The organism is Motiliproteus sp. SC1-56, from assembly GCF_017309075.1.
In the GTDB taxonomy this organism is placed as follows: Bacteria; Pseudomonadota; Gammaproteobacteria; order Pseudomonadales; family Balneatricaceae; genus Motiliproteus.
This window is the reverse complement of the sequence record NZ_JAEMGS010000006.1, coordinates 84055-107795: the sequence shown is the minus strand read 5'-3', so window position 1 is coordinate 107795 and position 23741 is coordinate 84055. Positions and strand designations below refer to the sequence as shown.

Genomic DNA, 23741 nt, shown 5'->3' with positions numbered 1-23741 from the left:
GTGACCTGCTCAACCGAAAACCAGCGCTCCACCGGTGAACGTCAGCAACAGAAAGCACAGGCGCCTTAACTCCGTTTCCGAAAGCGGAGGCGGGAAGTGGCGTCCGGCCAGGGTGCCAGCCACTACCACCGGGATGGCCAGTGCGCTGGTGGTAAGCACCGCCTCGGTGATCTGGCCTTGCAGGCCGACCAGAAGGATACGGCCGAGGGTGGCGACCCCGAATACCATCAACAGGGTCGAACTGAGCCGTAGCATGACCTCGGGTTGACGGTAGAGGTGAAAGACAATGGGGGGGCCGGCGACGCTGAACAGACCTCCCGAGACCCCGCCCATAAAACCGGTCAGGGCGAAGGTCCAGCCCCTCGACCGTTGGCGGTAGGGAGAGGGGCGTAGCATCAGCACCAGGCCGCCGCCCAGGATGGTCAGCCCCAGCAGCAGGCGCAAGGCGTCGGTCGCGTGGTTGCTGAGGTAAGCCAGCAGCCAGACCCCGAGCGCCAGCCCCGGCACCAGCCCGACCAGCAGGGCCACGGCGACGTCGCCAAGGATCTGCCGGCGCCGCCCTCTGAGCGCCACCAGGATATTGACCAGTGAGGTGAAGCTCACCACGATAGCGGCGAAACCGATCGGTGCCAGGCCCAGCACGCTGGCCGCGCCCATGAGAATCAAACCGAACGCGAAGCCTGCGACTGCTTGGATATAACTGGCCGCCAGGGTAAAGCACAAAAAAATTAAAAGTTCTTCAGGGGGCATGGGACGCTTACCGCAAAAAAAACAGTCCGGGGCCGGCGGTGCAAACCGCCGCTGCGCTTAGTTGTCAGGACGGATGTGGTTGAGAAACCGGCGCTGTAGCTGCGCCTGTTCGGCAAAGGCCAGGTCCTTGGCCAGGGCGCGCAGTTCCGGGCTGATATCAGCCGGGCTGCGCGTCTGCAAGCGGGCCAGCTCCCGCCAGGCGGGGGGCAACTGCTCGATAGTTTGCGCCATCCCTTCTTCGGAATCAGCGACCAGGTAGCGAAGGTGACCGATACCGTGACCCAGGCTGCGGCACAGGCACATGGGACAAGGCTCCAACGTGGTCATTAGGGTGAGGCCGGTCCGGTCGAGATCGAAGCCGCGGCCTTCGAACTGCTCAAGCAACCCCATCTCGGCGTGGCGGTGGGGGTGAAAGCCGCCCAGAAAAACACGGTCGTGATCCTGCAGCAACATCTGTCCGTGACCAGAAATCAGAATCGCGCCGGCACCCCGGCAACCCTGCTCGAGCGCCGTCATGGCAAGTCTGCAGCAGTGCAGCGCACCGGCCTCGTCGGGAAACGCGGGGTCGTAGCGGTACGCGTTTAGCCGTTGCTTGAGGTCATTTAAACGCGCGCGCCAGCGGGCCGTTGATGCTGAAATCGGAGGCAGCCCGCTCACATTACCGCAGAGAGGGTTTTGAGCTGGTGGTGGACGCTGGCGTAGATGGTCTTTGACCGGGTCTCGGCCACCGGCTCGTTCTGCTTTTGCCAGACGAAGTAAGGGCGCGAGCGCACCGACCAGCCGCGCCGCCTAAGGGTGGCTTCGTTGATCTCGCCGACGGGCAGGGTCTTGAGGGTTTCTGGAGGGACCGGTCTGCCCCGGGCGTCGAGGACATCGAGCTTGCCGGCGATCGCCAGTTGGTAAGGCGGGGATTGCCGGTCGGGAACGGCGACCAGGATGACTTCCGGTTCACCGTCGTTGTTAGTACCCAACATGACCGCCAGTTGGACGGCATCGATGGTGTCGCTATCAAACAGGTGGGGCGAAAAGTAGTAACCCTCGGTGTACAGAGGGACATTGGTGACAGTGGCTTGGTACATGCTCTATCCCAGGTTCTTTTTTTTCTTTGGGGACGGTCGTGATCCGCGGTGGCGTTCCGACTCTCCCTGTGCTCCTTGCACGCGGCGCTACTTTAAACCAACTTGCGCAGCATATCCACCGCTTTATTACCTTATAAAAGTAGGGTTATTAACTGCGAGTAACTAATCAAAGATGGCGCGCGATTATTAGTCCTTAAGGAGAAGCAAAAGCACCTCGTCGGGGAGTATCTCGTCACCCTCTTCTACCAGCAGGGTGTCCACGGTTCCGGCGCACGGGGCGTTCACTTCCAGCTCGATCTTGGTTGCCTCCAGGACCAGCAGGCAGTCGTAGAGGGCGACGCGTGCCCCCGGCGCGACGCACCGCTCCACCACCCGCAGCTCATCGGTCGCGCAGGTGCCGCAGGTTTCCCAGCACTCGGGAAAGCTTGAGGCGCGGACTTCGATCAGCTCGCGCACGGGGATTGCTTGAGCTGTGCCAGCATCGACTCCAGGGCCAGGCTGTGCCCCGACTCCCGGCGCTTCAGGGCATACAGTTTGCACTCGATCAGTGGGGCATGGGTGACGCGGAACAGGCGCTGCCCCAGGTAGGAGGCGACCAGGGTTTCCGGCAGGTAGGCGCTGCCTCCGACCTTCAGGATATAGTCCAGGGCGATGGCACATTGGTTGGTCTCCAGTGCCGGAATCAGGCGCTGGCTGAACAGCGTCGCCTCCTGCGCCGCGAAGCCGCTGCCCCAATCCAGGCGCACGTAGCCGGTCTCACCCACCAGGGCTAGGTCCTGCTCCGCTCGGTTGGCCACCAGCACCAGGTTAAGCTGGCCAAGCGGCTCGGCGATGAACTCATCGCTGCGCGGCGGCTCTATCAGCACCACGAGGTCCAGGTCCCGGTTTTGAAGGTCGCGGCACAGGGCCAGGCTGTCCTTGGCTTCCGCCCGCACTGTCAGCCCCGGCTGCTGGCGGGCGGTCAGGGTCAGGCGCTCTTGCAGGTAGGCGGCCCAGACGCCGGGAGGGGCTCCCAGGGTCAGCCTCAATTGCTGGTTCTCCTCCAGGCCGACTTCCTGAATCGCCTGCCGCCAGCCTTCGAGAATGGCCTGGGCATGGGGCACCAGCCGCTTGCCGGCGGAGGTCAGCTGAATGTTGTTGCGATTGCGATCAAACAGCTTCACTCCCAGCTGCAGCTCGAGCTGGCGAATGCGGAAACTGACCGCTGACTGGGTGAGGTAGAGGTTTTCTGCGGCACGGCCGAAATGGCGGGTATTTTGGACCTCAAGAAAGGTGCGCAGTAGCGCGGTATCGACGGAATGGCTCACAACAGGGGGCGGCTCCTGGGTTGATTACCGCCTATATAACGTCCCTGTCGCGTCCTTGCAAGCTCCGGCCCGGTCTACTTATCCGGCGAATTCCACTGGTCCTCCGGCAGGCGGTGGGCTCCAATCGCCTCACTGATTGCCTCCACCCGCCGCTGAGCGTGATGGGTGACAGTGCCGAACCGGGCGATATGAAACAGGGCATCCCCCTCGTTGACCAGGGGGATGTTGGTGCGGCCGATGAGAATGCCGGGATGGGTTGCGGTGATCGGCTCCTCCCAATTACCGAACGGGGAGGCGATCAACCCCAAAACCTGGCCGCGGGTGACCCGTTGCCCCAGTCTTATCAGCGGGCGGTAGATGCCGTCGTAGTGGGCGCGGACCCAGTAGGAGGAGTTGGCGGTGACCGGCTCCAACTGTGGCCGGGTACGCTGGAGCGGGGGCAGCATCTCAAGGTGGCGCAGGACCCTTAAAATCCCGCGAAGCCCCCCGCGAATGGCGCTGTCGTCAAAGCGCAGCGCTTCACCGGCCTCGTAGAGGATGAGCGGAATTCCCATCTCGTCAGCGCATTCGCGCATGGAGCCGTCGAGGGTTTTTGAGTCGAGAATCACCGGGGCGCCAAAGGCCTGGGCCATGCCCTCGGCGTCCGGGTTGCTGAGGTTGGCGCGAATCTGGGGCAGGTTGCTGCGGTGTGCGGCCCCGGTATGCAGGTCGATCACGTGGCTGGCATGGGCCAGCACCTGGGTGCGGAAAAGGTGGGCGACGCGGCTTCCCAAGGAGCCTTTCTCACTACCCGGAAAGCAGCGGTTGAGGTCGCGGCGGTCGGGCAGGTAGCGGCTGCGTTGAATAAAACCGAAGATGTTGACCACCGGCACCACGATTAAGGTGCCCCGCAAACGGGTCAGCGCCTTATGTTTGAGCAGCTGGCGGCAGATTTCAACGCCGTTGAGTTCGTCGCCATGAATGGTGGCGCTGATCAGCAGGGTGGGGCCGGGCCGGCGGCCGTGAATCACCTCGACATCGAGGTCCAGGCGGGTGTGGGTATAGAGCCGGGCGAGATCCAGGTGCAGGGTTCGCCGCTCACCGGGGTTGACGCGGTGTTCGGCGATCTCGAACGGGGCGCGTTTGGCTGCCATCTCATCCCTTACCGCGGGTGCGGGTTCTGTTCTGCTTCGCGTTGGTCTCTATAAACCGAATGATAGCCCCGGCGACGTCCTTTTCGGTAGCTTTTTCAACACCTTCTAAGCCGGGGCTCGAGTTGACCTCCATCACCAGCGGGCCCCGGTCGGAGCGCAGCAGGTCGACACCGGCGACGTTCAGTCCCAGGGTGCGTGCGGCCTTGACGGCGATCTGGCGTTCCTGGGGGGTGATTCGAACCAGGCTGGCCGAGCCGCCTCGGTGCAGGTTGGAACGGAACTCTCCTTCCGGCGCCTGGCGTTTCATCGCCGCAATAACCCGTTCGCCAATCACGAAACAGCGGATATCGGCTCCCCCGGCCTCCTCGATGAACTCCTGCACCATGATGTTGGTGCGAATTCCCATGAATGCCTGCAGCACGCTTTCCGCGGCTTTCTGGGTTTCGGCCAGCACCACGCCGATGCCCTGGGTCCCTTCCAGCAGTTTGAGCACCAGGGGAGGCTTGCCCACCATCTTGATCAGGTCGGGAATATCGCTGGGCTTGTTGGCAAAGCCCGTGATCGGCAGGTCGATGCCCTTGCGGGCCAGCAGTTGCTGCGAACGCAGCTTGTCCCGGGAGCGGGTAACCGCCACTGACTCATTTAGCGGGTAGACGCCCATCATTTCAAACTGGCGCAGTACCGCGCAGCCGTAGAACGTGATGGAGGCGCCGATCCGCGGAATGATGGCATCGTAACCGAGCAGGTCTTCGCCCTTGTAATGGATACTGGGCGTGCGGGCGTTGATGTTCATATAGCAGCGCAGGGCGTCGATAACCCGCACCTCGTGGCCGCGGGCCAGGGCGGCCTCACGCAGCCGGCGGGTGGAGTAGAGCGAGGGGTTACGGGACAGAATGCCGATTTTCATGGTTACATCTCAAAGCAGGGGACGGTAGGTAAGAAAGGCTGCGAAACCACCCACGCAGGGCGGGAGCGTCGCGGAAAAGTCGGGTTAACGCGGTTTTTGACCCAGGTAGGACTGTTCGGGGTCTACGACGAAGCGACCGTGCATGGCGGTGCGACCGAGCAGCATGCGGAATTTCATCGAGTCGCGACTGGTCAGGGTCAGCTCAATCGGCCACCGCTGACCCGCCAGGGTAACCTCGGTTTCGATGACCGGACGCAGCTCCTGGTGACCACCGGAGTCGCGAACCAGGCGGCGCTCCTTGACCGGGGATTCGCAGATGAGCTCCGTGGTCTGGTCTCCCTGAACGGGATGAATGCCAAAGCGGATCCACTCCTGATTGCTGCGTTCGAAGGTTTCGATAAAAAAGGCGTGCAAGGCGGACGTGCGTGCGCCGGTGTCCACCTTTACCTTGATCTTCTCAATGCCGAGCGCCGGCAATGACGCCCATTCGCGCCAGCCGATGCTGCGCTTACCCTGAACTACGTCGATGATGCTCTCCTCAGTCGTCAAAATCGTCGTCGAAGCTGTCTGCCGCCGATGCGGGGCGGGAGTCGCCGACGGTGAAAAAACGCGCGTCTTTCTGAGTGACACGGCAATAGCGTTCCCAGGCCCGCTCAATCGCGCTTTCGGCGCCCCGGTCTCCCCGGCAGAAGGCCACAAACGCCTCCTCCTCCGCCGTGACAGGGGCGCGCTGGCCCAGGGCCAGGGCTTTGAGCGCGCTGCCCTTCTGGGTCAGGATGGCCACCTGGGCCGAAGTAAATTCGCCGCTGCGGTCAAAGCCGTAGGGGAAGTTCTCATCATCATAGTACTTGGTTCCGGAAACGAAACTTTCCGGCTGCTGCTGAGCAATGGACATAGTGTAAAACTCTGTTCTAAACCAGGGCCATAGAGGTTGGGGTGAGGCAGTGGGAGTATGGTAAAAGCCGCCGGCCGGGGTAAAACAAAATAATTTTGTCGTTAGCAGAAATTTTTCTGCGTGGCGCCTCTCCGGTGTTGGCGCTCGCCGTGGGCCTGCAAAGGGAGCGGGTGCAGGGTAGCCGAGCCCCAGGCAGGGTGGATGGCAGAGTGGATGTCAGGAGCGGCGGCGTTGCAGGCGGGTTCCCGACCCTTGGAGCGGGAGAATTTCGGGACTAACCGGCAGCGAGGTCGGGGGTGCTGTCCGCGCTGAGCTCGGCTTGAATCTGCTCCACCTCGGCGCGGTGTGCGCAGAACGCATCGACGCAGGCCGGATCCAGCTTGACGCCGCGCATACGATCGATGATTGCGAAGGCCTCTTCGTTGCTCAGCCGGTCCTTGTAGGCGCGCTCGTTGGTCAGGGCATCAAAGACATCGCCCACCGCCACGATCCGGGCTTCCAGGGGAATGGCTTCTCCTGCAAGACCCGCGGGATAACCCGAACCGTCCCAGCACTCGTGGTGCCCGTCAACGATATTGCCCAGGATCTCGATGTAGTCCAGGGACTCCAGCGCGTGGTTTTTGATCAGCGCGTCCACCAGCGTCCGCCCCCGCCAGGTGTGGCTTTTCATGATTTCGAACTCCTCGACGGTGAGCCGGGAGGGCTTGAGCAGGATGGCGTCGGGAATACTGATTTTGCCGATATCGTGGAGCGCGGAGAAGAGTACCAGGTGTTCAATGTACTCATCGCTCAGTCCAAGATCCTCGGCCAGGGCGGTGGCGATCAGGCGGGTATAGCGGGTCATGCGCTGCAGGTGTTCGCCGGTTTCAGGGTTACGGTGGTGGGCCACTTCCAGTGCGGTTTTCAGACTGGCCTGCAGGGTACGCACTTCTGCCTGTTCATTGATCACCAGCAGGGAGACGGCATAGGCGGCGATCTCCAGGGACGGGCGCAGGTGCTTGGGGAACGCGGCGGTACGGGTGGAGTTGAAAAAGATAAACCCGAGCAGCTCGTTCCCGCGGTGAATCGGCAGGGTAAAGCTCGACCTCAGTCCCGCGGCGAGCAGGGCCTGGGTATGTTCGCCGCCGCCCTCGAGCCTGCTTAGATCGTCAATGACCCTGGATTCGCCGCTCGCGGCCAGGGCCTGCAGCGACGGCACCGCCTTCAGTGGCACGGCGTAGTGGGTTAACGGGTTGTGGGCCTGGGTACTGTAGGCGTAGGTGCGCAGCGCGTTGGAATCGGGATCGTAAAGCGCGACGGCGACGCGGGCAAGGTCCGGCTGCATCCGCTGCAGCGTCCCGTGCAGGGTCTGTAGCCGTCGGGTCAGTTGGGAAACACTGTCAGAGGGGGACTTCATGCAATACTCCTTTCGCATTCAGTCCATGTTAGGAAATGGGGTCGGCCGGCGTCAATAAATGTTTATTGGTCATTTCGTCGGGGCCGATCACCAAGTTGAACAGCCCGACCTGGGCTCCCTCTCCGGGCTGGAGCTGGGTCATCAGGGCCGCTCGCCGATCGGGCGGAACCTGTGCCAGCAGGACGTCCCGTTCATTGAGGGGGTCGCCCGCAAAGTAAAGTTGGGTGGTGAGCGACGGGCGGCCTCGGGCGCTGACCCTGAAGTGGATATGGGGCGGGCGAACCCACTCCTGCCCGGCCAGGTAGGGGGCAGGCTTGACGGTATGGAATCGGTAGTGTCCCCCGGCGTCGGTGATCGCCTCTCCCCACCCCTGGAAGTTGGGGTCCACCCGCCCGCGATCGCGAGGGTGGCGGTAATGGCCGAAGGTGTCGGCCTGCCAGATCTCCACCCGGGCACCGGCAACCGGTGCCCCCTGCGCGTCCAGGACGCGACCGCGGATCAGCAGCGGCTGCCCCTGGGCTACTGGGCCCTCGGGAAGGCGACGGGTCAGGTCGGCGTCACTCCCGGTGGGATCGGTGGCCGGATAAAAAGGGCCTTCTGGCTGCGTGGGGGTGAGGCCATAGGCTGGCAGGGCGGCCATGCCTGAGAGCAGTAGCAAAAAACGGCGGCGGTCGAGCGGGGGTGTCTGCATAGATCACGCTCCCATGGCTGGGTACTCAGTCATAGACTGCCGGGACCGTAGCCGGTTCCCGAGGATTTAGGCGGGGCCGAGCAACCCGTTTTTCTCCAGCACCCGGTGAACTTTGCGGGCTGTGCGACCGAGCCGGTCTAGGTCGCCAAGCCGGGGGGCTTCCCCATGTTTGAGCCGGTCTTCCCACTCCTCGAGCTGGGTATCGAGATACTCGAGCAGCTTCTTCGGGCAGCCACTGCAGGGGCCGTCGCAGAGCCGCGCGGGCGGGATGTCAAAGGGAAAGGTGTTGCGTACCTCTTCGAGGAGCAGCGCCATGGCGGTTCGCGGATCGGGCTTCATTGCCGGCCCTCGTCGTCGCACAGGGCGAGTGTGATCCGCTGGGCCGCGGCGAAGTCCTCAAGGCTGGTGTCGGCACTGGCCGGGAAGGTGAGGGAGAGGGTGACGCCATCGCCGTACTCTGCCCCGAGAATTTCGGCATGCTCCACCCGGGCCCAGTGGCGGACCGCCTGCTCCTGGGCGAAAGTGCAGTGCAGACGAGCGCTGCGGCGGGGTTCGTGGTGCTCTGTATCCAGCCCCACCAGCGCGGCCTGCGTGGCTTGGCCGTAGGCCCGCACCAGCCCGCCGGCGCCCAGCTTGGTGCCGCCGAAATAGCGGATGACGATGACCATGATATTGCCCAACCCCCGGTGCTGGATGACGTTAAGGATCGGCCTTGCTGCCGTACCGGCGGGCTCTCCATCGTCGTCGCTGGCGAGGGCCGCGGGTTGTTCCGGATCGCCGACCAGGTAGGCCCAGCAGTGGTGGGAGGCGTCAGGAAAATCCCGGCGGGCCTGCTGTAAGTGCTGCATGGCCGCGTCCCTGTCCGCACAGGGGTGCGCCCGGGCGATAAAGCGGCTTCGCTTGACCTCAATCTCCTCCTGGTGGGGGGCGGAGGGGACCGGATAGCTGCGCGGGGAGGTGGGTGGGAGCATCAGAACGGTGTGCGGGCTTTGGAAGAGCCGAACAGTCTAATGGGGAACACCGGCTATGCCAAACCGGGTTGCAGCAACCGCCACCAGAGCAGGGCCGCGGCGGCCTGGGCCAGGGCGACGGCATACAGGGGTACCACGCTGAGCCAGTGCCGGGGGGCGGCGTGCATCCAGCGCCGAGAGAGGGGGAATACCGCTAGGTAGTAGACCCAGGCTGCGCCCCGGTCGATGCTCCGGTAAACCGCGACGGCGAAGATGACGACCGCGATCAACACGGCACCCTTGACCACCAGAATCCCATTGAGCGGCCCCAGGACCTGCATGCTCTGGCGCAGCAACGGATTGGCCTCCAGCGCCAGCGAGGGGGCCGTACCCAGCAGGGTCAGCCAAGTGTCAGCCCCTCCGGCCAGGGCGTAGAGTAGCGAGCCCGAGGAGAGGTGGACGCCAAGGCTAAAAGGGCGCTTCATCGGCTCAGCTGGGCCTTGAGCAGGCGGCTGCGGTAGTCCCTTGCGGCGCCTGCCACGTTCACTCCGGTGGCCAGCACCCGGCTCTCGCCAGCGGGCAGGGGCTGCTCGTAACGCACTTCTCGGCGATTGAATCCGCCGCGGCCGTCGGGGTAGGCAAGTTCAAGCACCACTAGGCTGACGTCCCGGGGGGTGGGGTTGCTCAGCCGTAACAGCCACTGCCCGTCCCGCCCCTGCACGCCACTGAGCTTTAAATAGTTCTGGGGGTTTTCCGGCAGGTCGGTTTCCAGCAAGGCGTTGAGCGCTGCCTTGCCGTCCGGACTGTCGCTACCCGCCGCTTTGGTGTAGTAAGCCTTGGCCCTCTCCAGGTCACCAGAACCCCGGGCCAGGTCGCCCAGTATGTTCAGGGCTGCAGCCGAGGGCAGCAGCTTCAGGCTCAATTCCAGATCCCGGCGGGCCGCGTCCGGATGGTCGAGGCGGGCATGGGCGCGGCCCCGCTGCAGGGGGTAATAAAAGTAGTTGCCATTGAGGCTAATGGCCTTGTCGTACTGGCCAAGCGCCGTGGAGAAATCGTCCTCGGCCAGGGCAATGTCTCCCAGCAAGGCGTGGAACTGCGCTTCGCGCGGTTCGATGGCAAGTGCCTTGTTCGCCAAACGCCGGGCCTGCTCGCGGTTGCCTTCGGCCAGCGCCTTGCGCCCCTCGTCGTAGGCCTGGTAAGCCGGTTTGGCCTTGCGCAGACGAGCCGTCTTCTCCAGGTACCGCTCGCGGCCCACCTCGCCGCCGGCGGGCAGCGTGGCGGCGAATGTGCGATTGTTCTGAACCCGCTCGGTGCTGGGCGGGTGGCTGGCGAACAGTCCTTGCAGCCAGTCGTTGCGCTGCTCTCCCGCCAGGCGCACGAACGTCTCCTGCAACTCGACCGCGCCCTGGGGATCGTAGCCTGCCCTGGACATGTACTGCATGCCGTAGCGGTCTGACTCGCGCTCGGCATCGCGGCCATAACGGGTGTTGATCAGCTGACTTCCGATGCCGGCGCCGAGCGCCGCCAGTTGCCCGTAGTCGCTGTTGCGGGTGGCCAGTACCGTTCCCATCACGGCGCCCTGGAGCAACAGTCCCCGCTGCATGCTCTGGGCCCCATGGCGTGCCGCGGCGTGAACGATTTCGTGGCCAAGGACGGCGGCGAGCTCCGCCTCCGAGTTGAGCTCCGTCAAAAGCCCCCGGTTGACGGCGATTTTACCGCCGGGCAGGGCCCAGGCGTTGGGCACCGAATTGTTGATGACCCGGAACTCGTAAGGGAGGTCCCGATCGCTGACGGCCGCCAGCCGCTGCCCGACCGCCTGAACGTAGGCCTCAACACCCGGGTCAGCCTGGTAATCACCGCCCTGGGCCTGGCGGGAGGGGCTGTACTGCTGGGCGCCGATATCCAGTTCCTGGGATTTGGAAACCAGGGCCAGCTCCTGGGCGCCGGTGACGGGATTGGTGGAGCAGCCAGTCAACACCAGGAGCGCCGCCGTCAAGGCCAACCAGGGTTTGGCGGCACCGCCGTGTGAAGAGAAAAAGGCTGTACTAAAGGGCATCGAACGGACTCCTGAGTACCTTGAAACCTCGCCTAGAGAATACCAGAAAATGGCCGGTTGCCCTCCCGGGCTGAGGCGTTGGCAGGGGCGGAAGGGCTGGGGGCCTAAAGGTGAGAAGGGCGGGGTCCTGCCCTTCTCAGGAACGTCGAGCTCAGGCGATCACCCGGACGTTGATCACCTCCTCAATCGCGTTGAGGGCGTTGAGTGAGTCCTCGCCGGGCATGGCGGCCAGGTCGATGATGTTGTACGCGAGGTCATCACGGCTCTTGTTGAGCATGTCGACGATGTTGATTTCGTGGTCGGCGATGATGGCCGTGATTCGTCCCAATACCTTGGGCACGTTGCGGTTGGTAATGGTCAGACGCACCGGGGTGGTCCGTGCCAGGGCGATGTGGGGGAAGTTCACCGAGTTACGGATATTTCCGTTTTCCAGGAAGTCGATCAGCTGATCGGCGACCATGACCGCGCAGTTCTCTTCGGCCTCCTGGGTGCTGGCGCCGATGTGTGGCATCTGTAGCACCTTGGGGTGTCCCAGGGTGGCGTTGGCGGGAAAGTCCGAGACGTAGCGGCGCAGCTTCTCCCCTTCCAGCGCACGCAGCAGAGAGGCTTCGTCGACGATCTCCCCGCGGGCGAAGTTGAGCAGCACCGCCCCTTCCCTGAGGCACCCCAGGAGGGCGTCGTTGACCAGTCCGCGGGTGGCATCCAGGGCCGGCAGGTGTAGGCTGATGTAATCACAGCGGGTGAAGAGGCTGCTGAGGTTGTCCATCTTCTGCACCTGGCTGGAGAGCCGCCAGGCTGCTTCCACGGAGATGGCCGGGTCGTAGCCAACGACGTTCATCCCCAGCGCCAGGCCCATGTTGGCGACCAGAGAGCCGATATTGCCAAGCCCGACTACGCCCAGGGTCTTACCGCTTAACTCGGTGCCGGCGAAGCGTTTCTTCTCTTTTTCCAGCAGCGGATCCAGCCCCTCCTGCGGCGCCAGGGTATCGACGTATTTCATTCCCTGGTACACGTCCCTGGCCCCGAGCAGCATGCCTGCCAGCACCAGCTCCTTCACCGCGTTGGCGTTGGCCCCGGGGGCGTTGAACACCACGATGCCCGCCTCGGTGGCACGGGCCAGGGGAATATTGTTGACCCCGGCCCCGGCGCGGCCGATCGCCTTCAGCGTGTCGGGGAACTCCACTTCATGCAGTTTTTGGCTGCGCAGCATAAAGGCATCGGGGTGGGGGAGCTCGCTGGCGATTTCATAACGATCCCGGGGAAAACGCTCAAGCCCCTTCACGGAGATCGCGTTGTAGGTTCTGATCTGGTACATGGTGCGGTGTCCATTTCCGGCTGGGTGGCTGGAACCCTCGGCCCGGACCATTCCGGGCGGGGTGATCTGCGCTATCGGGGTTAAACAGTCGGGAGCAGCCCGGGCTGTGGCCCAGGGTATCCCGCCTAACCCATTGAATCAGCGTTCCGACGGACTCTAGCATGGTGTGGGGACGCGCTGAAGCGGGGCTTTGGTCGTAGCGCGCCTGACAACCCGATGCCGCGCTCCCGGCGACTAACTAATAGGTGCCGGCCAGGGGCATCTGCCCCTGCAGGTTCTCCACATCCACCGAGACCTTGAGTTTCTGGCTCTCGCCACCGTCGAAGAAGACCCCCTTGAGGGGGGATACGTCGCCGTAGTCCCGCCCCCAGGCGGTGGTGATGTGGTGTTCGGCGGGCATCTTGTCGTTGGTGGGATCGAACTCCAGCCAGCCTTCGCCGGGGAGCAAGACGGCGAACCAGGCGTGGGAGGCGTCGCTGCCGACCAGTTTCTCCTGGCCCGGTGGCGGCTGTGTTTCCAGGTAGCCGCTGATATAGCGGGCCGGAAAGCCCAGGGAGCGGAGGCAGCCGATCGCCAGGTGGGCAAAGTCCTGACAGACCCCCGCCCGCTTTTTCAGCACGTCGCTTAAAGGGGTCGCCACGGTGGTTGATTCGGGGTCGTAGGTGAAGTCGGTGTAGATGCGCCGGGTCAGCTCCCGGACCGCCGAGAGCAGGGGGCGATCGCGACCGAAGGAGTGGCGGGCGTAGTCGCGCAACTCCGGGGCGGCCCGCACCAGGGGGGAGTCCAGCACGAACTCGCGGGCTTCCAGCAGTTCCGGGTCCCGACTCTGCTGAAGTTGTACCAGGGCCTGACCGCAGGTAACGCCGAACTCCAGGTCGAGCTCCAGGTTGCGGGCATATTTGCTGTCCAGGATCAGCACTTCGCTGGTGACATCGACGACCAGCTCCGAGTGGGGCTGCTCCAGGGAAAAGTGATAAACGGTGTTGCCGAAATAATCCGTTCGGCGGCGACCCTGGGACTGGCTCGGGTTGATGCGGATCTGGCTGGTCAGGCAGTTCTGGTAGGGAGTGCTCCGGGGCAGCAGGTAGGCCATGTTGTAGCAAAGGCTCACCGGCTTCTCGTACTCGTAGTGGGTAACGTGGCGGACGCGGTAGATCATAGCGCTTCATCCCAACTGGTGCGTACGAGCTGGTGGTGGACTTTGACCTGATCGAAGTACTTGCCGCTGATCTGGGTCGAGGTCTCCTCCAGCAGATGCTGCAGCCGCGCCAGGAGCTGGTCGAGCGCGCCACGCTGGCCGTTTTCCGGATCCTCGGCGGCCAGCTGCTCAGGCTCGCTGAGCTGGATCGAGGTGGCGGCTTCAAGGATAAGCCGGTCCTCGGGTGCCAGGCCGCTGCCGTGGGCTGCCGCCGGCAGTTCCGCCAAGTGCTCCTGCACCAGGGTCAACTGGTGGTATACCGAGCGCGGGTTGCCGCCATCATAGAGCAATAGCTCCAGGCCACGCACCAGGTCGTTGCCGCTACGCGAACGCCGGCGGAAGGTCATCAGGGTTTCCAGGCTCATCAGGATGGATTCCAGTACCCAGACCTGCTGCGCCTCCGGCAGTCCCTGGACCAGCGCCGCCCGCAGCAGGCGGACGGTTTGCAGCGCTTTCTCGACGCGCCGTCCCAGGTCCATGAAACGCCATCCCAGGCCGCGCACCATGCTTTCGTGCCAAAGCCCGGAAAGCGCCAGCAGCGAGGTGACCAGCGGGTCGAGGGCTTCCTCGGGGGCCGAGGCGAGCCCTGGCTGCAGCGAGACCGAGAGCTCTCCCAGTTGGTCGCGCAGGTCATTGATCAGGCGCTGGGTGTCCGCCGACAGCATCTCCCGGACCTGGTCGGCGCAGCTGCTGAAGGCGTTCAGGTTGGCGGTGACGCTGCCGACCCGCTCGCCGTCGAGCACCACCGCCAGCAGCTCGGCCTCGGGTTCGCTCACTAGGTCCGGGTCTACCAGGGTGAAGCCGGGGTAGGTAGTGGTCAGCTCGGTGACCGCCCGCAGCAGCAGCCTGCGGCTCTCCTGAGGCATCTCATAGGTGCTGTTGAGCTGGACGAAAACGGTGCGCAGCAGGCGCAGGGCCGACTCGGTGCGTTCGGCGTAGCGCCCCATCCAGAACAGGTTCTCCACCACCCGGCAGGGGAATACCGCGGTGCGCCCGCTCGCCGGGAGCATCGTGCGAGGCTCGACTTCGCGCAGGGTGAGCTGCTTCTCCGGCTCTGAGGCGATGATCCAGGTGTCCTTGCTGACGGCCCCTTCGCGGTTGCTGATGTTGAGCGAATCGGGAGTCTTGCCGGCCCGGGTCAGGCCACCGGGCATCACGCTGTAGGACGCCTGGCTGGCGACGGCGAAGCTGCGCAGCAGGGCCGGGCGCGGGCGAAGTTCGCCCTGGTGCCAAGCGGGGGCGAGAGAAGGGCGGATAAATTCCTGCGCCGCCATGTGCATGGGATGGCGGCGGATTTGAGCAATCAGCTGTTCCCGCTCTTCGGTACTGAGTCGGTGTCCGAAAATGGTCTCCTCGCGGCTGCCACGGAAACAGGGTTTGATCACCAATCGCTCGAGGTTTTCGATCACGTAGGCCATGTCCTGGGGAATGCCGCACCAGTAGGTGGGGATCGAGGCCAGGCGCAGCTCCCGGCCCAGGAAATGCTCGCTGACCTGGGGCAGGTAACGCACCAGCGCCGGGTTCTCGAGCACCCCGGACCCCAGCGGGTTGGCGATCACCACGCGCCCGGCCCGGGCCACCTCCAGCAGCCCCGGGACGCCCAGGTGTGAGTCGGCCTTGAGCTCAACCGGGTCGCAGTAGAAATCGTCGACCCGGCGCAGTACCAGGTCCACCCGTTCCAGACCGCCGAGAGATTTCATCCACAGGTAGCCGTTACTAACCTGCAGGTCGCTGCCTTGGACCAGTGGAAACCCAAGGTAGTTGGCCAGGTAACCGTGCTCGAAATAGGTTTCGTTGAGTGAGCCGGGGGTCAGGATGACGATGCGCGGTACATCATCGGTGATCTGGCTGGCGATTTGGTTGAGTTTGAGTCGAAACGCTTGAAAAAACAGGGAAAGGCGATGAACGTGGCTGTCCCTAAACAGCGAGGGAAGCACCCGCGACATGACGGTGCGGTTTTCCAGGGCGTAGCCGGCGCCGCTGGGGGCCTGGGTGCGGTCGCTGACCACCAGCGGGCTGCCGTTCTGGTCGCGGATCATGTCGGCGGCGTAGAACAGCAGCTGGTGCTCCCCCGGCAGCTGGATACCCTGGCAGGCCCTCAGAAAGCCGGGGTGGCTGTACAGCAGCTCCGGTGGCAGGATTCCGTGGCGGATCAGCGAACGCTCCCCGTAGAAGTCCTTGAGCATCAGGTCCAGCAGTTCCGCCCGCTCCAGCAAACCGGCCTCGAGATTGCTCCACTCTTCACTTTCCAGCACCATCGGGACCGGGTCCAGAGGCCAGGTCTGGCTGGTGCTGGGGTGGCCGCTGTTATAGCTGGCCCCGTCATCGCGCAGGATGCGGTCGGCTTTGTGCTGGCGTTCGCGAATGCCTTGCGGCCCCAGCGCCTGGAGCCCGTCGAGCAGGTACTGCCAGTGCCTTAGCGGTTGCGACTGACTGCCGTAGGCTTCGTCGTAGCCGCTGTCGCTGGGTTGATAGGTCAGCGCATCAACCATGGGAGCCGGGTTATCCATCGGGGCGGAGTCCGATCAGGTAGGAGGTGGGGGGATTGTATGCCATGGCCACCTCAGCATTCCAGTCGCCGCCTGAGGTCGAGGGTGTGGGGAAATTCGTCGGTCGGCTGCTCCGGGGGCGGCGCCATGGGCCTGGGCGCTTGCTGGTTGGGAAAAAACTCACGCAGGGCGTCGAATGCGGGCCGTCCGGTGAAGGTACCGGGGGAGTGGTTGAAGTCCCAGAAGCGGTTGATACGGCGGGATTCGGCTTCAAAGGCATTGACCGGGAGGGTTTCGTAACTGCGCCCCCCGGGGTGGCTGACGTGGTAGGTGCAGCCGCCGATGGATTTGCCGTTCCAGGTGTCGATCAGATCGAACACCAGAGGGGTGTGGACGCCGATGGTGGGGTGCAGCGCCGACGGCGGCTGCCAGGCCCGGTAGCGCACCCCGGCCACGTACTCGCCGTGGCGTCCGGTGGGGCGCAGCGGGACCCGACGCCCGTTGCAGGCCAGCACGAACCGCTCGGCGGTGAGCCCCTGCAGTTTGACCTGCAGTCGCTCCACCGAAGAATCCACGTAGCGGGCGGTGCCGAAGCTGCTGACTTCCTCGCCGAGCACGTGCCAGGGCTCGATGGCCCAGCGCACCTCAATCCGCATGTCGTCGATCTGGGTGCTGCCGTAGTGGGGAAAGCGGAACTCTTCAAACGGTGCCAGCCAGTCAAGCTGGAAGGGGTAGCCGGCTGCCTGCAGCTCATGGACCACTTCGCGCAGGTCCCGCCAGACGAAGTGGGGCAGCATGAAGCGATCGTGCAGCTCCGTGCCCCAGCGGACCAAGGGTTTGTGGTAAGGGGTCTGCCAGAAACGGGCAATGAGGCACCTCAGCAGCAGGGCCTGGACCAGCGCCATGCGCGGGTGGGGCGGCATTTCAAAACCACGGAACTCCAGCAGCCCCTGGCGCCCGGCGGCGGACCCCGGGGCATAGAGCTTGTCGATGCAGAACTCGGAGCGGTGGGTGTTGCCGGTGATGTCCACCAGTAGGTTGCGCATCAGCCGGTCCACCAGCCAGGGCTTGTCCACCAGCCCGTCGGGCATCTCGGCAAAGGCCACCTCGAGCTCGTAAAGCATCTCCTCGCGCCCTTCGTCGACCCGTGGCGCCTGGCTGGTGGGACCGATAAACATACCGGAGAACAGGTAGGAGAGCCCCGGGTGATGCTGCCAGTAGGTGACCAGGCTGCGCAGCAGGTCGGGGCGGCGCAGGAACGGGCTGTCGGGTGCGGTGGCGGCCCCCAGGGTAATGTGGTTGCCCCCGCCGGTGCCGGTGTGGCGACCGTCCAGCATGAATTTCTCGGTGCCAAGCCTTGCTTGCCGTGCTTCTTCGTACAGGGCTTCGGTGAGGTCAACCAGATCCGGCCAGTTGTTGGCGGGATGAATGTTTACCTCGATCACGCCTGGATCCGGGGTTACCTTGAAGTTCACCAGGCGGGGGTCCCGCGGAGGCTCGTATCCCTCGATCACCACCGGAAGATCTAGTGCGGCGGCAGTGTTCTCGATCAGTTCCACCAGCGCCACGTAGTGCTCCAGGTGGTCCATCGGCGGCAGGAAAAGGTACAGGCGTCCGTGGCGTGGCTCGATGCAGAGGGCCGTGCGCACCACTTCCTCGTTATCTTGGGAAACGGGATCCTTAGCGTCATGGCGTGCCGCCGCGGCACTGGCGCCCGTAGCCGGTAGGGGCTGCTCCGCCTCGAAGGGGTCGCGGGGCGCTGCCCGCGGCCGCTTCTTCTCGGTCACCCAGGGCAGCGACTCCAGCGGCAGGCGCAGTCCCAGGGGGGAATCACCGGGAATCAGGGTCAGGGTATCGCGGCGCAGGGGCCAGGGGCCGCTGCGCCAGTGTTGGGTGTGGTAATTCCAGCCCAGCGGCAGGCAGAACCCAACCGGCTCATCGAGCCCTTGGGTGAGCAACTGGGCCAGTTTGCGCCGTTCCAGGCCGTCCTTGATGCCGGCCTTCAGCGGGTCGATATTTTCCGGCAGGCTCTGCTCCTTCCAGATGTAATAGAGACTGTCCTCGTAGGCGGGGATCAGGTAGTCCGCTTCCAGGCCGGCCTGCTGAGCCAGGCGTTCGGCGAAAGCGCGGGCCCGTGCGATGTCCACACCGTAATCCCGGTCCACCCGCGCCACCAGGCTATTGTCTCGCCACAGGGGTTGACCGTCCCGGCGCCAGAAGCAACCCAGGGCCCAGCGGGGAATCTCCTCGCCGGGATACCACTTGCCCTGGCCGTAATGCAGCAACCCCTGCGGGGCGAAACGATCCCGCAGCCGAAGCAGCAGATCTTTCGCCAGGCGCAGCTTGTCATCGCCCAGGGCTGCGGTGTTCCACTGCGCCGAGTCCATGTCATCGATGGAGACAAAGGTCGGCTCCCCGCCCTGCGTCAGGCGCACGTCCAGGCGCTGCAGGTCGGCGTCGGTCATGGCCCCCAGGGCATTGATCTGCTGCCAGGCTTCGTCGCTGTAGGGCTTGGTGACCCGCGGGTCCTCGTGGATGCGGAGCACTTCATTATGGTGGCTGAAGGTGACCTCGCACTCGTCGCTGTATCCGTCGATGGGCGCGGCCGAGGAGGGAGAGGGGGTGCAGGCCAGTGGAATGTGGCCTTCCCCGGCGAAAAGCCCCGAGGTGGGGTCCAGGCCTACCCAGCCAGCGCCGGGTAAAAATACTTCGCACCAGGCGTGGAGGTCGGTAAAGTCCGCCTCGGGGCCGGAAGGGCCGTCCAGCGCCTTGACGTCAGCGGTGAGCTGCACCAGGTAACCCGAGGCGAAACGGGCAGCGAGTCCCAGGTGCCGCAGAATCTGAACCAGCAGCCAGCCGGTGTCGCGGCAGGAGCCGCGCTTGAGGGTCAGGGTTTGCTCGCTGCTCTGGACCCCGGGTTCCATGCGGATGTTGTAACCGATTTCCTGCTCCAGGCGCTGGTTGATGGCCACCAGGAAATCGATGGTCGGTGTGGGCGTGCGGGAGACCGAGGCCACCCAGTCGGTGATGAGGGGGCCCTTGTCCACCACCTCCAGGTAAGGCTGCAGCTCCTTTTTCAGCTCCTCGTTGTAGGTGAAGGGAAATTCCTGCGCGTGTTCTTCGAGAAAGAAGTCAAACGGGTTGATCACCGTCATGTCGGCGATCACCTCCACCTCGACCCGAAGGTGATCGGTTTTTTCTGGAAATACCAGCCTTGCCATGAAGTTGCCGAAGGGGTCCTGCTGCCAGTTGAGAAAGTGATTGGCAGGGCTCACCTTGAGGCTGTAGCCGCGGATGGGGGTGCGGCTGTGGGGGGCCGGGCGCAGGCGGATGGTGTGCGGGGACAGCTTCACCTGGCGGTCGAACCGGTAGTCGGTGATGTGGTGCAGCGCGGCGCGTATGGTCATGCGACCTCCGGCTCATCATAGGAGAACCAGGTTTCACCGAAGCGCTGGTGCAGGTCGATCAGGTCCAGCTGCACCTCGTTGAGGAAGTCGCGGAAGCGGCCGTCGAGCAGGGTCTCGACGTCAAGGGCGTCGATTGCCTCCAGCTGGCGGTCGATCTGCCCCACTACGTCGCGGCCGTGGGGCAGGCGGGATGCCGCGTGGCGCATGCCGGCGAGTCCGAAGCGGACGCTGCGGGGGAAATCGGGATCCTGTAGCAAAAAAGCGGCGACCTCCTGGGCACTGACGGCGCTGCGGGTGGTGCGCCGGTAAGCCAGGTCGGCGCTGCTGGAGCGCAGCACGTTGCCCCAGATGACCTGGCTGATAGCCATGTTGGTTTCCGCCTCGCCCTGAATCTGGGCGGCGGCGCCGGCATCGAGCAGCCGGGTGACCATGTCGACCCGCTCCAGGTGGCGGCCGATGGTAATAAACTGCCAGGAGGCGTCGCGGCTCATGGTGCAGGAGAAGAGCCCGGTGATCTGCTGGCAGGCCTTGACTACGTGGTCGAGAAACTCGTAGCGGGCGCTGCGGTTGATGCCGTTTTGGATGTTGGCGTTGGCAAAGATGCGCAGCTCGTTGATCAGCTCCCAGCTGGCCGGCGGCAGTACGTCGCGGCTGGTCCGCACGTTTTCCCGGGCCATGTTGAGGGCGCTGAGCATTGAGGACGGGTTGGTATCGTCGGCCAGGGTGAACTTGACTACGTTGCGTTCGTCCTGGACCCGGTAGCGCTCCTCGAACAGGGCCTGGGCGCCGTTGAGTTCCACCAGGTTGTACCAGCTGATGTCAATTTCCCGGGGCAGGTCGAACAAGAGGGCGTCGTAGACGCTGACCAGCCGGGCGGTGTTTTCGGCCCGCTCCAGGTAGCGGGAGGTCCAGTAAAGGCGTTCGGCGACTTTGGATAACATATTCAGCTCTCCTCGTTGACGATCCAGGTGTCCTTGCTCCCGCCCCCTTGGGACGAGTTCACTACCAGGGAGCCCTTGCGCAGCGCCACCCGGGTCAGCCCGCCGTTGGTGACGTAGGTCTCCTTGGCCTGAAGGATGAAGGGGCGCAGGTCCAGGTGGCGCGGTTCCATTCGACCTTTACCCACCAGGGTCGGCGCGGTGGAGAGGCTCAGGGTCGGCTGGGCGATATAGTTGCGCGGATTTTCCTTGATCAGCTTGGCGAACTGAGCCTGCTCCTTCTTGGTGGAGTGGGGGCCGATCAGCATGCCGTAGCCGCCGGATTCGTTGGCCGGCTTGACCACCAGTTCATCCAGGTGATCGAGCACATAGGCCTGCTGGTCAGGATCGTCGCAGAGGTAGGTTTTGACGTTGGCGATGCGCGGCTTTTCGTCGAGGTAGTAGCGGATAATATCGGGCACGTAGGCATACACCACCTTGTCGTCAGCCACCCCGGCGCCGGGGGCATTGGCCAGGGCCACGTTGCCCGCACGCCAGGCCCGCATCAACCCGGGGACGCCGAGCACCGAGTCCTTGTTGAATACCTCGGGGTCGAGGAACAGGTCGTCGATGCGCCGATAGATCACATCGACGCGCTGGCGACCGGCGATGGTGCGCATGTAGACGCAGTCATCGTCGCCTACCACCAGGTCGCTGCCTTCGACCAGCTCCGCTCCCATCTGCTGGGCCAGAAAGGCGTGCTCAAAGTAGGCGGAGTTGAAGATGCCGGGGGTCAGCACCACGATTTCCGGCCGTTTAACCCGCCGCGGCGAGAGGGCCACCAGGGTGTCGAAGAGCCGCGCCGGGTAGTTATGAACCGGACGTATGTCCTTGCGCTCGAACAGTTCCGGCAGGACCCGTTTGGTGATGGCCCGGTTTTCCAGCATGTAGGAGACACCCGAGGGTACCCGCAGGTTGTCTTCGAGTACGTAGAATTCACCGTCGCTGTCGCGCACCAGGTCGGTACCGCAGATATGGGCCCAGACCCCGAAGGCGGGCTTCATGCCGATGCACTCTTTGCGGAAGTTGCGCGATTTCTGGACGATATGGGCGGGCACCACGCCGTCTTTGATAATCTGCTGATCGTTATAGAGATCATCAATGAACATGTTCAGCGCTTTGAGGCGCTGGCGCAGCCCCTCTTCGGCCCGCTTCCACTGTTTGGCGCCGATGACCCGGGGCACGATATCGAAGGGCCAGGCCCGGTCGATGTTGCCGCCTTCGGTGTAGACCGTAAAACTGACACCCATCTCCTGAATGGTGGCTTCGGCCATCTGGCGACGAGCCTCCAGTTCCTTGGTGTCCATCTCGCTGAGGTAGTCGATAAGCGGACCCGCCGGTGGACGGGGTTTGCCGGGGGATTCGATCAGCTCGTCGAAAAAACCGTCGGGGTCGTACTGCTTCCAGTCGATTGCCATAACTAGCGCCTGCTTCCCTGTTGATGTTTGACCGGTTAATACAATTCAGTTGTGTCCTGCACCGCGGAACGGTGGCACGACATCTATCAAGAATTGGCGATAATTCGTTGCTTTGCCAGTATAAAGCGCTCAAAGAATCGCGGAGCTGGCGGGGAAAGTGCAGGCTCTGGGGGTGAAAAAAGGGCAGTTTTGGAGGACAAAAAAAGCCCGCCCCTTGGACAGAGGCGGGCTGCTGGGGTGAGGATGCGGGTTAGTGCTCTTTTACCTGATGATAGCCCCACTCGATCCAGGGCAGCAGGGCCTGGATATCGGCGGTGCTGACCGTCGCCCCGCACCACAGGCGCAGGCCAGCCGGCGCGTCGCGGTAGGCGCCGATATCGTAGGCTACGCCTTCTTGTTCCAGCAGTTTGATCAAGGCCTTGATTTCGTCCTCATTCAGGCTGAGCGTCAGGCAGACGCTGGTGTTGGAGCGGTGGCTGGGGTTCTCGGCCAGAAACTGAATCCAGTCGCGTGCGGCGACGAAGGTTTCGATGGCCTTGAGACTGGCGTTGCTGGTTTCGATCAGCGTGCCGACACCGCCTTGATCGCGCACCCAGTCCAGCGCGTCCTGGTAGTCGGCCACCGCCAGCATGGAGGGGGTGTTGATGGTCGCGCCCTTGAAAATGCCCTCGATCAGCTTACCGCCCTTGGTCAGGCGGAAAATCTTGGGCAGCGGCCAGGGTGGGGTGTAACTTTCCAGGCGTTCTACGGCGCGGGGGCTGAGGATCAGCATGCCGTGGGCACCTTCGCCGCCCAGCACTTTTTGCCAGCTGAAGGTAACCACGTCCAGCTTCTCCCAGGGCAGCGCCATGGCGAAGACGGCGGAGGTGGCGTCGCAGATGGTCAGTCCCTGGCGCGTATCGCTGATCCAGTCGGCGTTGTCGACCTTGACCCCGGAGGTGGTGCCGTTCCAGGTGAAGACGATGTCGTGATCCGGGTTGGTCTGGCTCAGATCCGGCAGTTGGCCGTAATCGGCACCGTAGTGGTTGACCTCGAGCTTGAGCTGCTTGGTGATATCGCTGTGCCAGCCGGCGCCGAAGGATTCCCACTCGCACACGTCCACGGGGCGGGGGCCCAGCAGGCTCCAGAGCGCCATTTCCACGGCGCCGGTATCCGAGGCCGGTACGATTCCTACCCGGTAACCTTCGGGCAGGCCCAGCAGTTCATGGGTGTCATCGATGGCTTTTTGCAGCGCCGCTTTACCCAGGCTGGAGCGGTGAGAGCGTCCAAGGGTCGAGCTGTCCAGCTGGGCGACCGAATAACCGGGACGCTTGCTGCAGGGGCCTGAGGAAAAATTGGGGTTTTGGGGTTTTACTGCGGGACGTGTTTCCACTCGTCACTCCTTGGGCTGGGGAAAGTGTGGCATCGCAAAAATAACCGCCAAATGGTAACGGAAAATCCCGGGGCCTCAAAGCTGCCATTAAAGAGCGCATGAGGCGCGGGCCGAGCCTGGACGGGGCACCCCTGGAGGCGCTGATTTTTGCCTAAGCTGGAGGGATAACCATTGAGCAGAGACCGAATGAGCATGAATGAACTGTTGCGCTGGGTGGGTGACGGGGCTGCGTTGCTGGGGATAGGGACCTGTCTTCTGGCTGGGCTGGCCCGCCTAGGTGGCGCCTACTACGGGGTGGGCGGGGTTGAGCTAGCCACGCTGTTTTCCCTGGGCGTGGGGCTGATGGTGCTGGCGTGTCTGGCCAAGTTGCACCTGCTGCTGCGCCTCGCTCGGCAGTGAGC

23 protein-coding genes are annotated in these 23741 nt (G+C 63.9%); 1 reads left to right on the top strand and 22 read right to left on the bottom strand.

The features are described 5' to 3' along the window. Window positions 1–9 precede the first annotated feature (9 nt). The 22 genes from JGZ97_RS08330 to JGZ97_RS08225 form a co-directional block, all read right to left on the bottom strand. On the bottom strand, window positions 10–750 hold the full coding sequence (locus tag JGZ97_RS08330; RefSeq protein ID WP_207062157.1) for a sulfite exporter TauE/SafE family protein: 741 nt from the start codon (window positions 748–750) through the stop codon (window positions 10–12). 57 nt (window positions 751–807) lie between these two features. After that, window positions 808–1266 (bottom strand): nucleoside deaminase, encoded by a 459-nt coding sequence (locus JGZ97_RS08325; RefSeq protein WP_207062156.1) that lies wholly within the window; start codon window positions 1264–1266, stop codon window positions 808–810. Window positions 1267–1403: 137 nt separating this feature from the next. Continuing rightward, window positions 1404–1829, bottom strand: a complete 426-nt coding sequence (locus JGZ97_RS08320; RefSeq protein WP_207062155.1) for a hypothetical protein — start codon at window positions 1827–1829, stop codon at window positions 1404–1406. Window positions 1830–2015: 186 nt separating this feature from the next. Beyond that, window positions 2016–2285, bottom strand: a complete 270-nt coding sequence (locus tag JGZ97_RS08315) for an acetyl-CoA carboxylase biotin carboxyl carrier protein subunit (protein ID WP_207062154.1) — start codon at window positions 2283–2285, stop codon at window positions 2016–2018. Next, window positions 2273–3136 (bottom strand): LysR family transcriptional regulator, encoded by an 864-nt coding sequence (locus tag JGZ97_RS08310; RefSeq protein ID WP_207062153.1) that lies wholly within the window; start codon window positions 3134–3136, stop codon window positions 2273–2275. The genes JGZ97_RS08315 and JGZ97_RS08310 overlap by 13 nt, the downstream gene beginning before the upstream one ends. A gap of 74 nt (window positions 3137–3210) precedes the next feature. Next, window positions 3211–4269, bottom strand: a complete 1059-nt coding sequence (locus tag JGZ97_RS08305; RefSeq protein ID WP_207062152.1) for a succinylglutamate desuccinylase/aspartoacylase family protein — start codon at window positions 4267–4269, stop codon at window positions 3211–3213. 1 nt (window position 4270) lies between these two features. Further along, window positions 4271–5176, bottom strand: coding sequence for a 30S ribosomal protein S6--L-glutamate ligase (gene rimK, locus JGZ97_RS08300; RefSeq protein WP_207062151.1), 906 nt, complete (start codon window positions 5174–5176; stop codon window positions 4271–4273). An 84-nt stretch (window positions 5177–5260) separates the two neighbouring features. Beyond that, a complete protein-coding gene (locus JGZ97_RS08295; RefSeq protein WP_242521621.1) occupies window positions 5261–5725 on the bottom strand; it encodes an ATP-dependent zinc protease in 465 nt (154 codons plus the stop codon). After that, window positions 5715–6071 carry a DUF413 domain-containing protein gene (maoP, locus tag JGZ97_RS08290; protein WP_207062150.1) on the bottom strand — a complete coding sequence of 119 codons (357 nt, stop codon included), beginning with the start codon at window positions 6069–6071 and terminating at the stop codon, window positions 5715–5717. Before maoP ends, JGZ97_RS08295 begins: the two co-directional genes overlap by 11 nt. A gap of 274 nt (window positions 6072–6345) precedes the next feature. After that, the gene (locus tag JGZ97_RS08285; protein ID WP_207062149.1) at window positions 6346–7467 is read right to left on the bottom strand and encodes an HD domain-containing phosphohydrolase; all 1122 of its coding nucleotides are present in this window, start codon (window positions 7465–7467) and stop codon (window positions 6346–6348) included. Between the two features lie 28 nt (window positions 7468–7495). Then, window positions 7496–8158 (bottom strand): protocatechuate 3,4-dioxygenase, encoded by a 663-nt coding sequence (locus JGZ97_RS08280; protein WP_207062148.1) that lies wholly within the window; start codon window positions 8156–8158, stop codon window positions 7496–7498. Window positions 8159–8224: 66 nt separating this feature from the next. Further along, window positions 8225–8497 carry a hypothetical protein gene (locus tag JGZ97_RS08275; RefSeq protein ID WP_207062147.1) on the bottom strand — a complete coding sequence of 91 codons (273 nt, stop codon included), beginning with the start codon at window positions 8495–8497 and terminating at the stop codon, window positions 8225–8227. Continuing rightward, a complete protein-coding gene (locus JGZ97_RS08270) occupies window positions 8494–9129 on the bottom strand; it encodes a YigZ family protein (protein WP_207062146.1) in 636 nt (211 codons plus the stop codon). Before JGZ97_RS08270 ends, JGZ97_RS08275 begins: the two co-directional genes overlap by 4 nt. Window positions 9130–9182: 53 nt before the next feature. After that, complete coding sequence (locus JGZ97_RS08265; RefSeq protein ID WP_207062145.1) at window positions 9183–9593, bottom strand: hypothetical protein; 411 nt, start codon at window positions 9591–9593, stop codon at window positions 9183–9185. Then, entirely contained in the window at window positions 9590–11164 is a 1575-nt protein-coding gene (locus JGZ97_RS08260) for a M48 family metalloprotease (RefSeq protein ID WP_207062144.1), read from the bottom strand. The genes JGZ97_RS08265 and JGZ97_RS08260 overlap by 4 nt, the downstream gene beginning before the upstream one ends. Window positions 11165–11315: 151 nt before the next feature. Continuing rightward, window positions 11316–12479: a phosphoglycerate dehydrogenase gene (locus JGZ97_RS08255; protein WP_207062143.1), complete on the bottom strand. Its 1164-nt coding sequence runs from the start codon at window positions 12477–12479 to the stop codon at window positions 11316–11318. A gap of 238 nt (window positions 12480–12717) precedes the next feature. After that, window positions 12718–13638, bottom strand: a complete 921-nt coding sequence (locus tag JGZ97_RS08250) for a transglutaminase family protein (RefSeq protein ID WP_207062142.1) — start codon at window positions 13636–13638, stop codon at window positions 12718–12720. After that, a complete protein-coding gene (locus JGZ97_RS08245) occupies window positions 13635–16187 on the bottom strand; it encodes a circularly permuted type 2 ATP-grasp protein (protein ID WP_207062141.1) in 2553 nt (850 codons plus the stop codon). Before JGZ97_RS08245 ends, JGZ97_RS08250 begins: the two co-directional genes overlap by 4 nt. 53 nt (window positions 16188–16240) lie before the next feature. Then, a complete protein-coding gene (locus tag JGZ97_RS08240; protein ID WP_207062140.1) occupies window positions 16241–19573 on the bottom strand; it encodes a DUF2126 domain-containing protein in 3333 nt (1110 codons plus the stop codon). Then, on the bottom strand, window positions 19570–20514 hold the full coding sequence (locus JGZ97_RS08235; protein WP_207062139.1) for an alpha-E domain-containing protein: 945 nt from the start codon (window positions 20512–20514) through the stop codon (window positions 19570–19572). The genes JGZ97_RS08240 and JGZ97_RS08235 overlap by 4 nt, the downstream gene beginning before the upstream one ends. Window positions 20515–20516: 2 nt before the next feature. Further along, window positions 20517–21968, bottom strand: coding sequence for a circularly permuted type 2 ATP-grasp protein (locus tag JGZ97_RS08230; protein WP_207062138.1), 1452 nt, complete (start codon window positions 21966–21968; stop codon window positions 20517–20519). Between the two features lie 250 nt (window positions 21969–22218). Continuing rightward, on the bottom strand, window positions 22219–23340 hold the full coding sequence (locus JGZ97_RS08225) for a phosphoserine transaminase (RefSeq protein ID WP_207062137.1): 1122 nt from the start codon (window positions 23338–23340) through the stop codon (window positions 22219–22221). Window positions 23341–23526: 186 nt separating this feature from the next. On the opposite strand from JGZ97_RS08225, the gene JGZ97_RS08220 reads away from it, so the two are divergent. Next, window positions 23527–23739, top strand: a complete 213-nt coding sequence (locus JGZ97_RS08220) for a hypothetical protein (protein WP_207062136.1) — start codon at window positions 23527–23529, stop codon at window positions 23737–23739. Window positions 23740–23741: the final 2 nt, after the last annotated feature.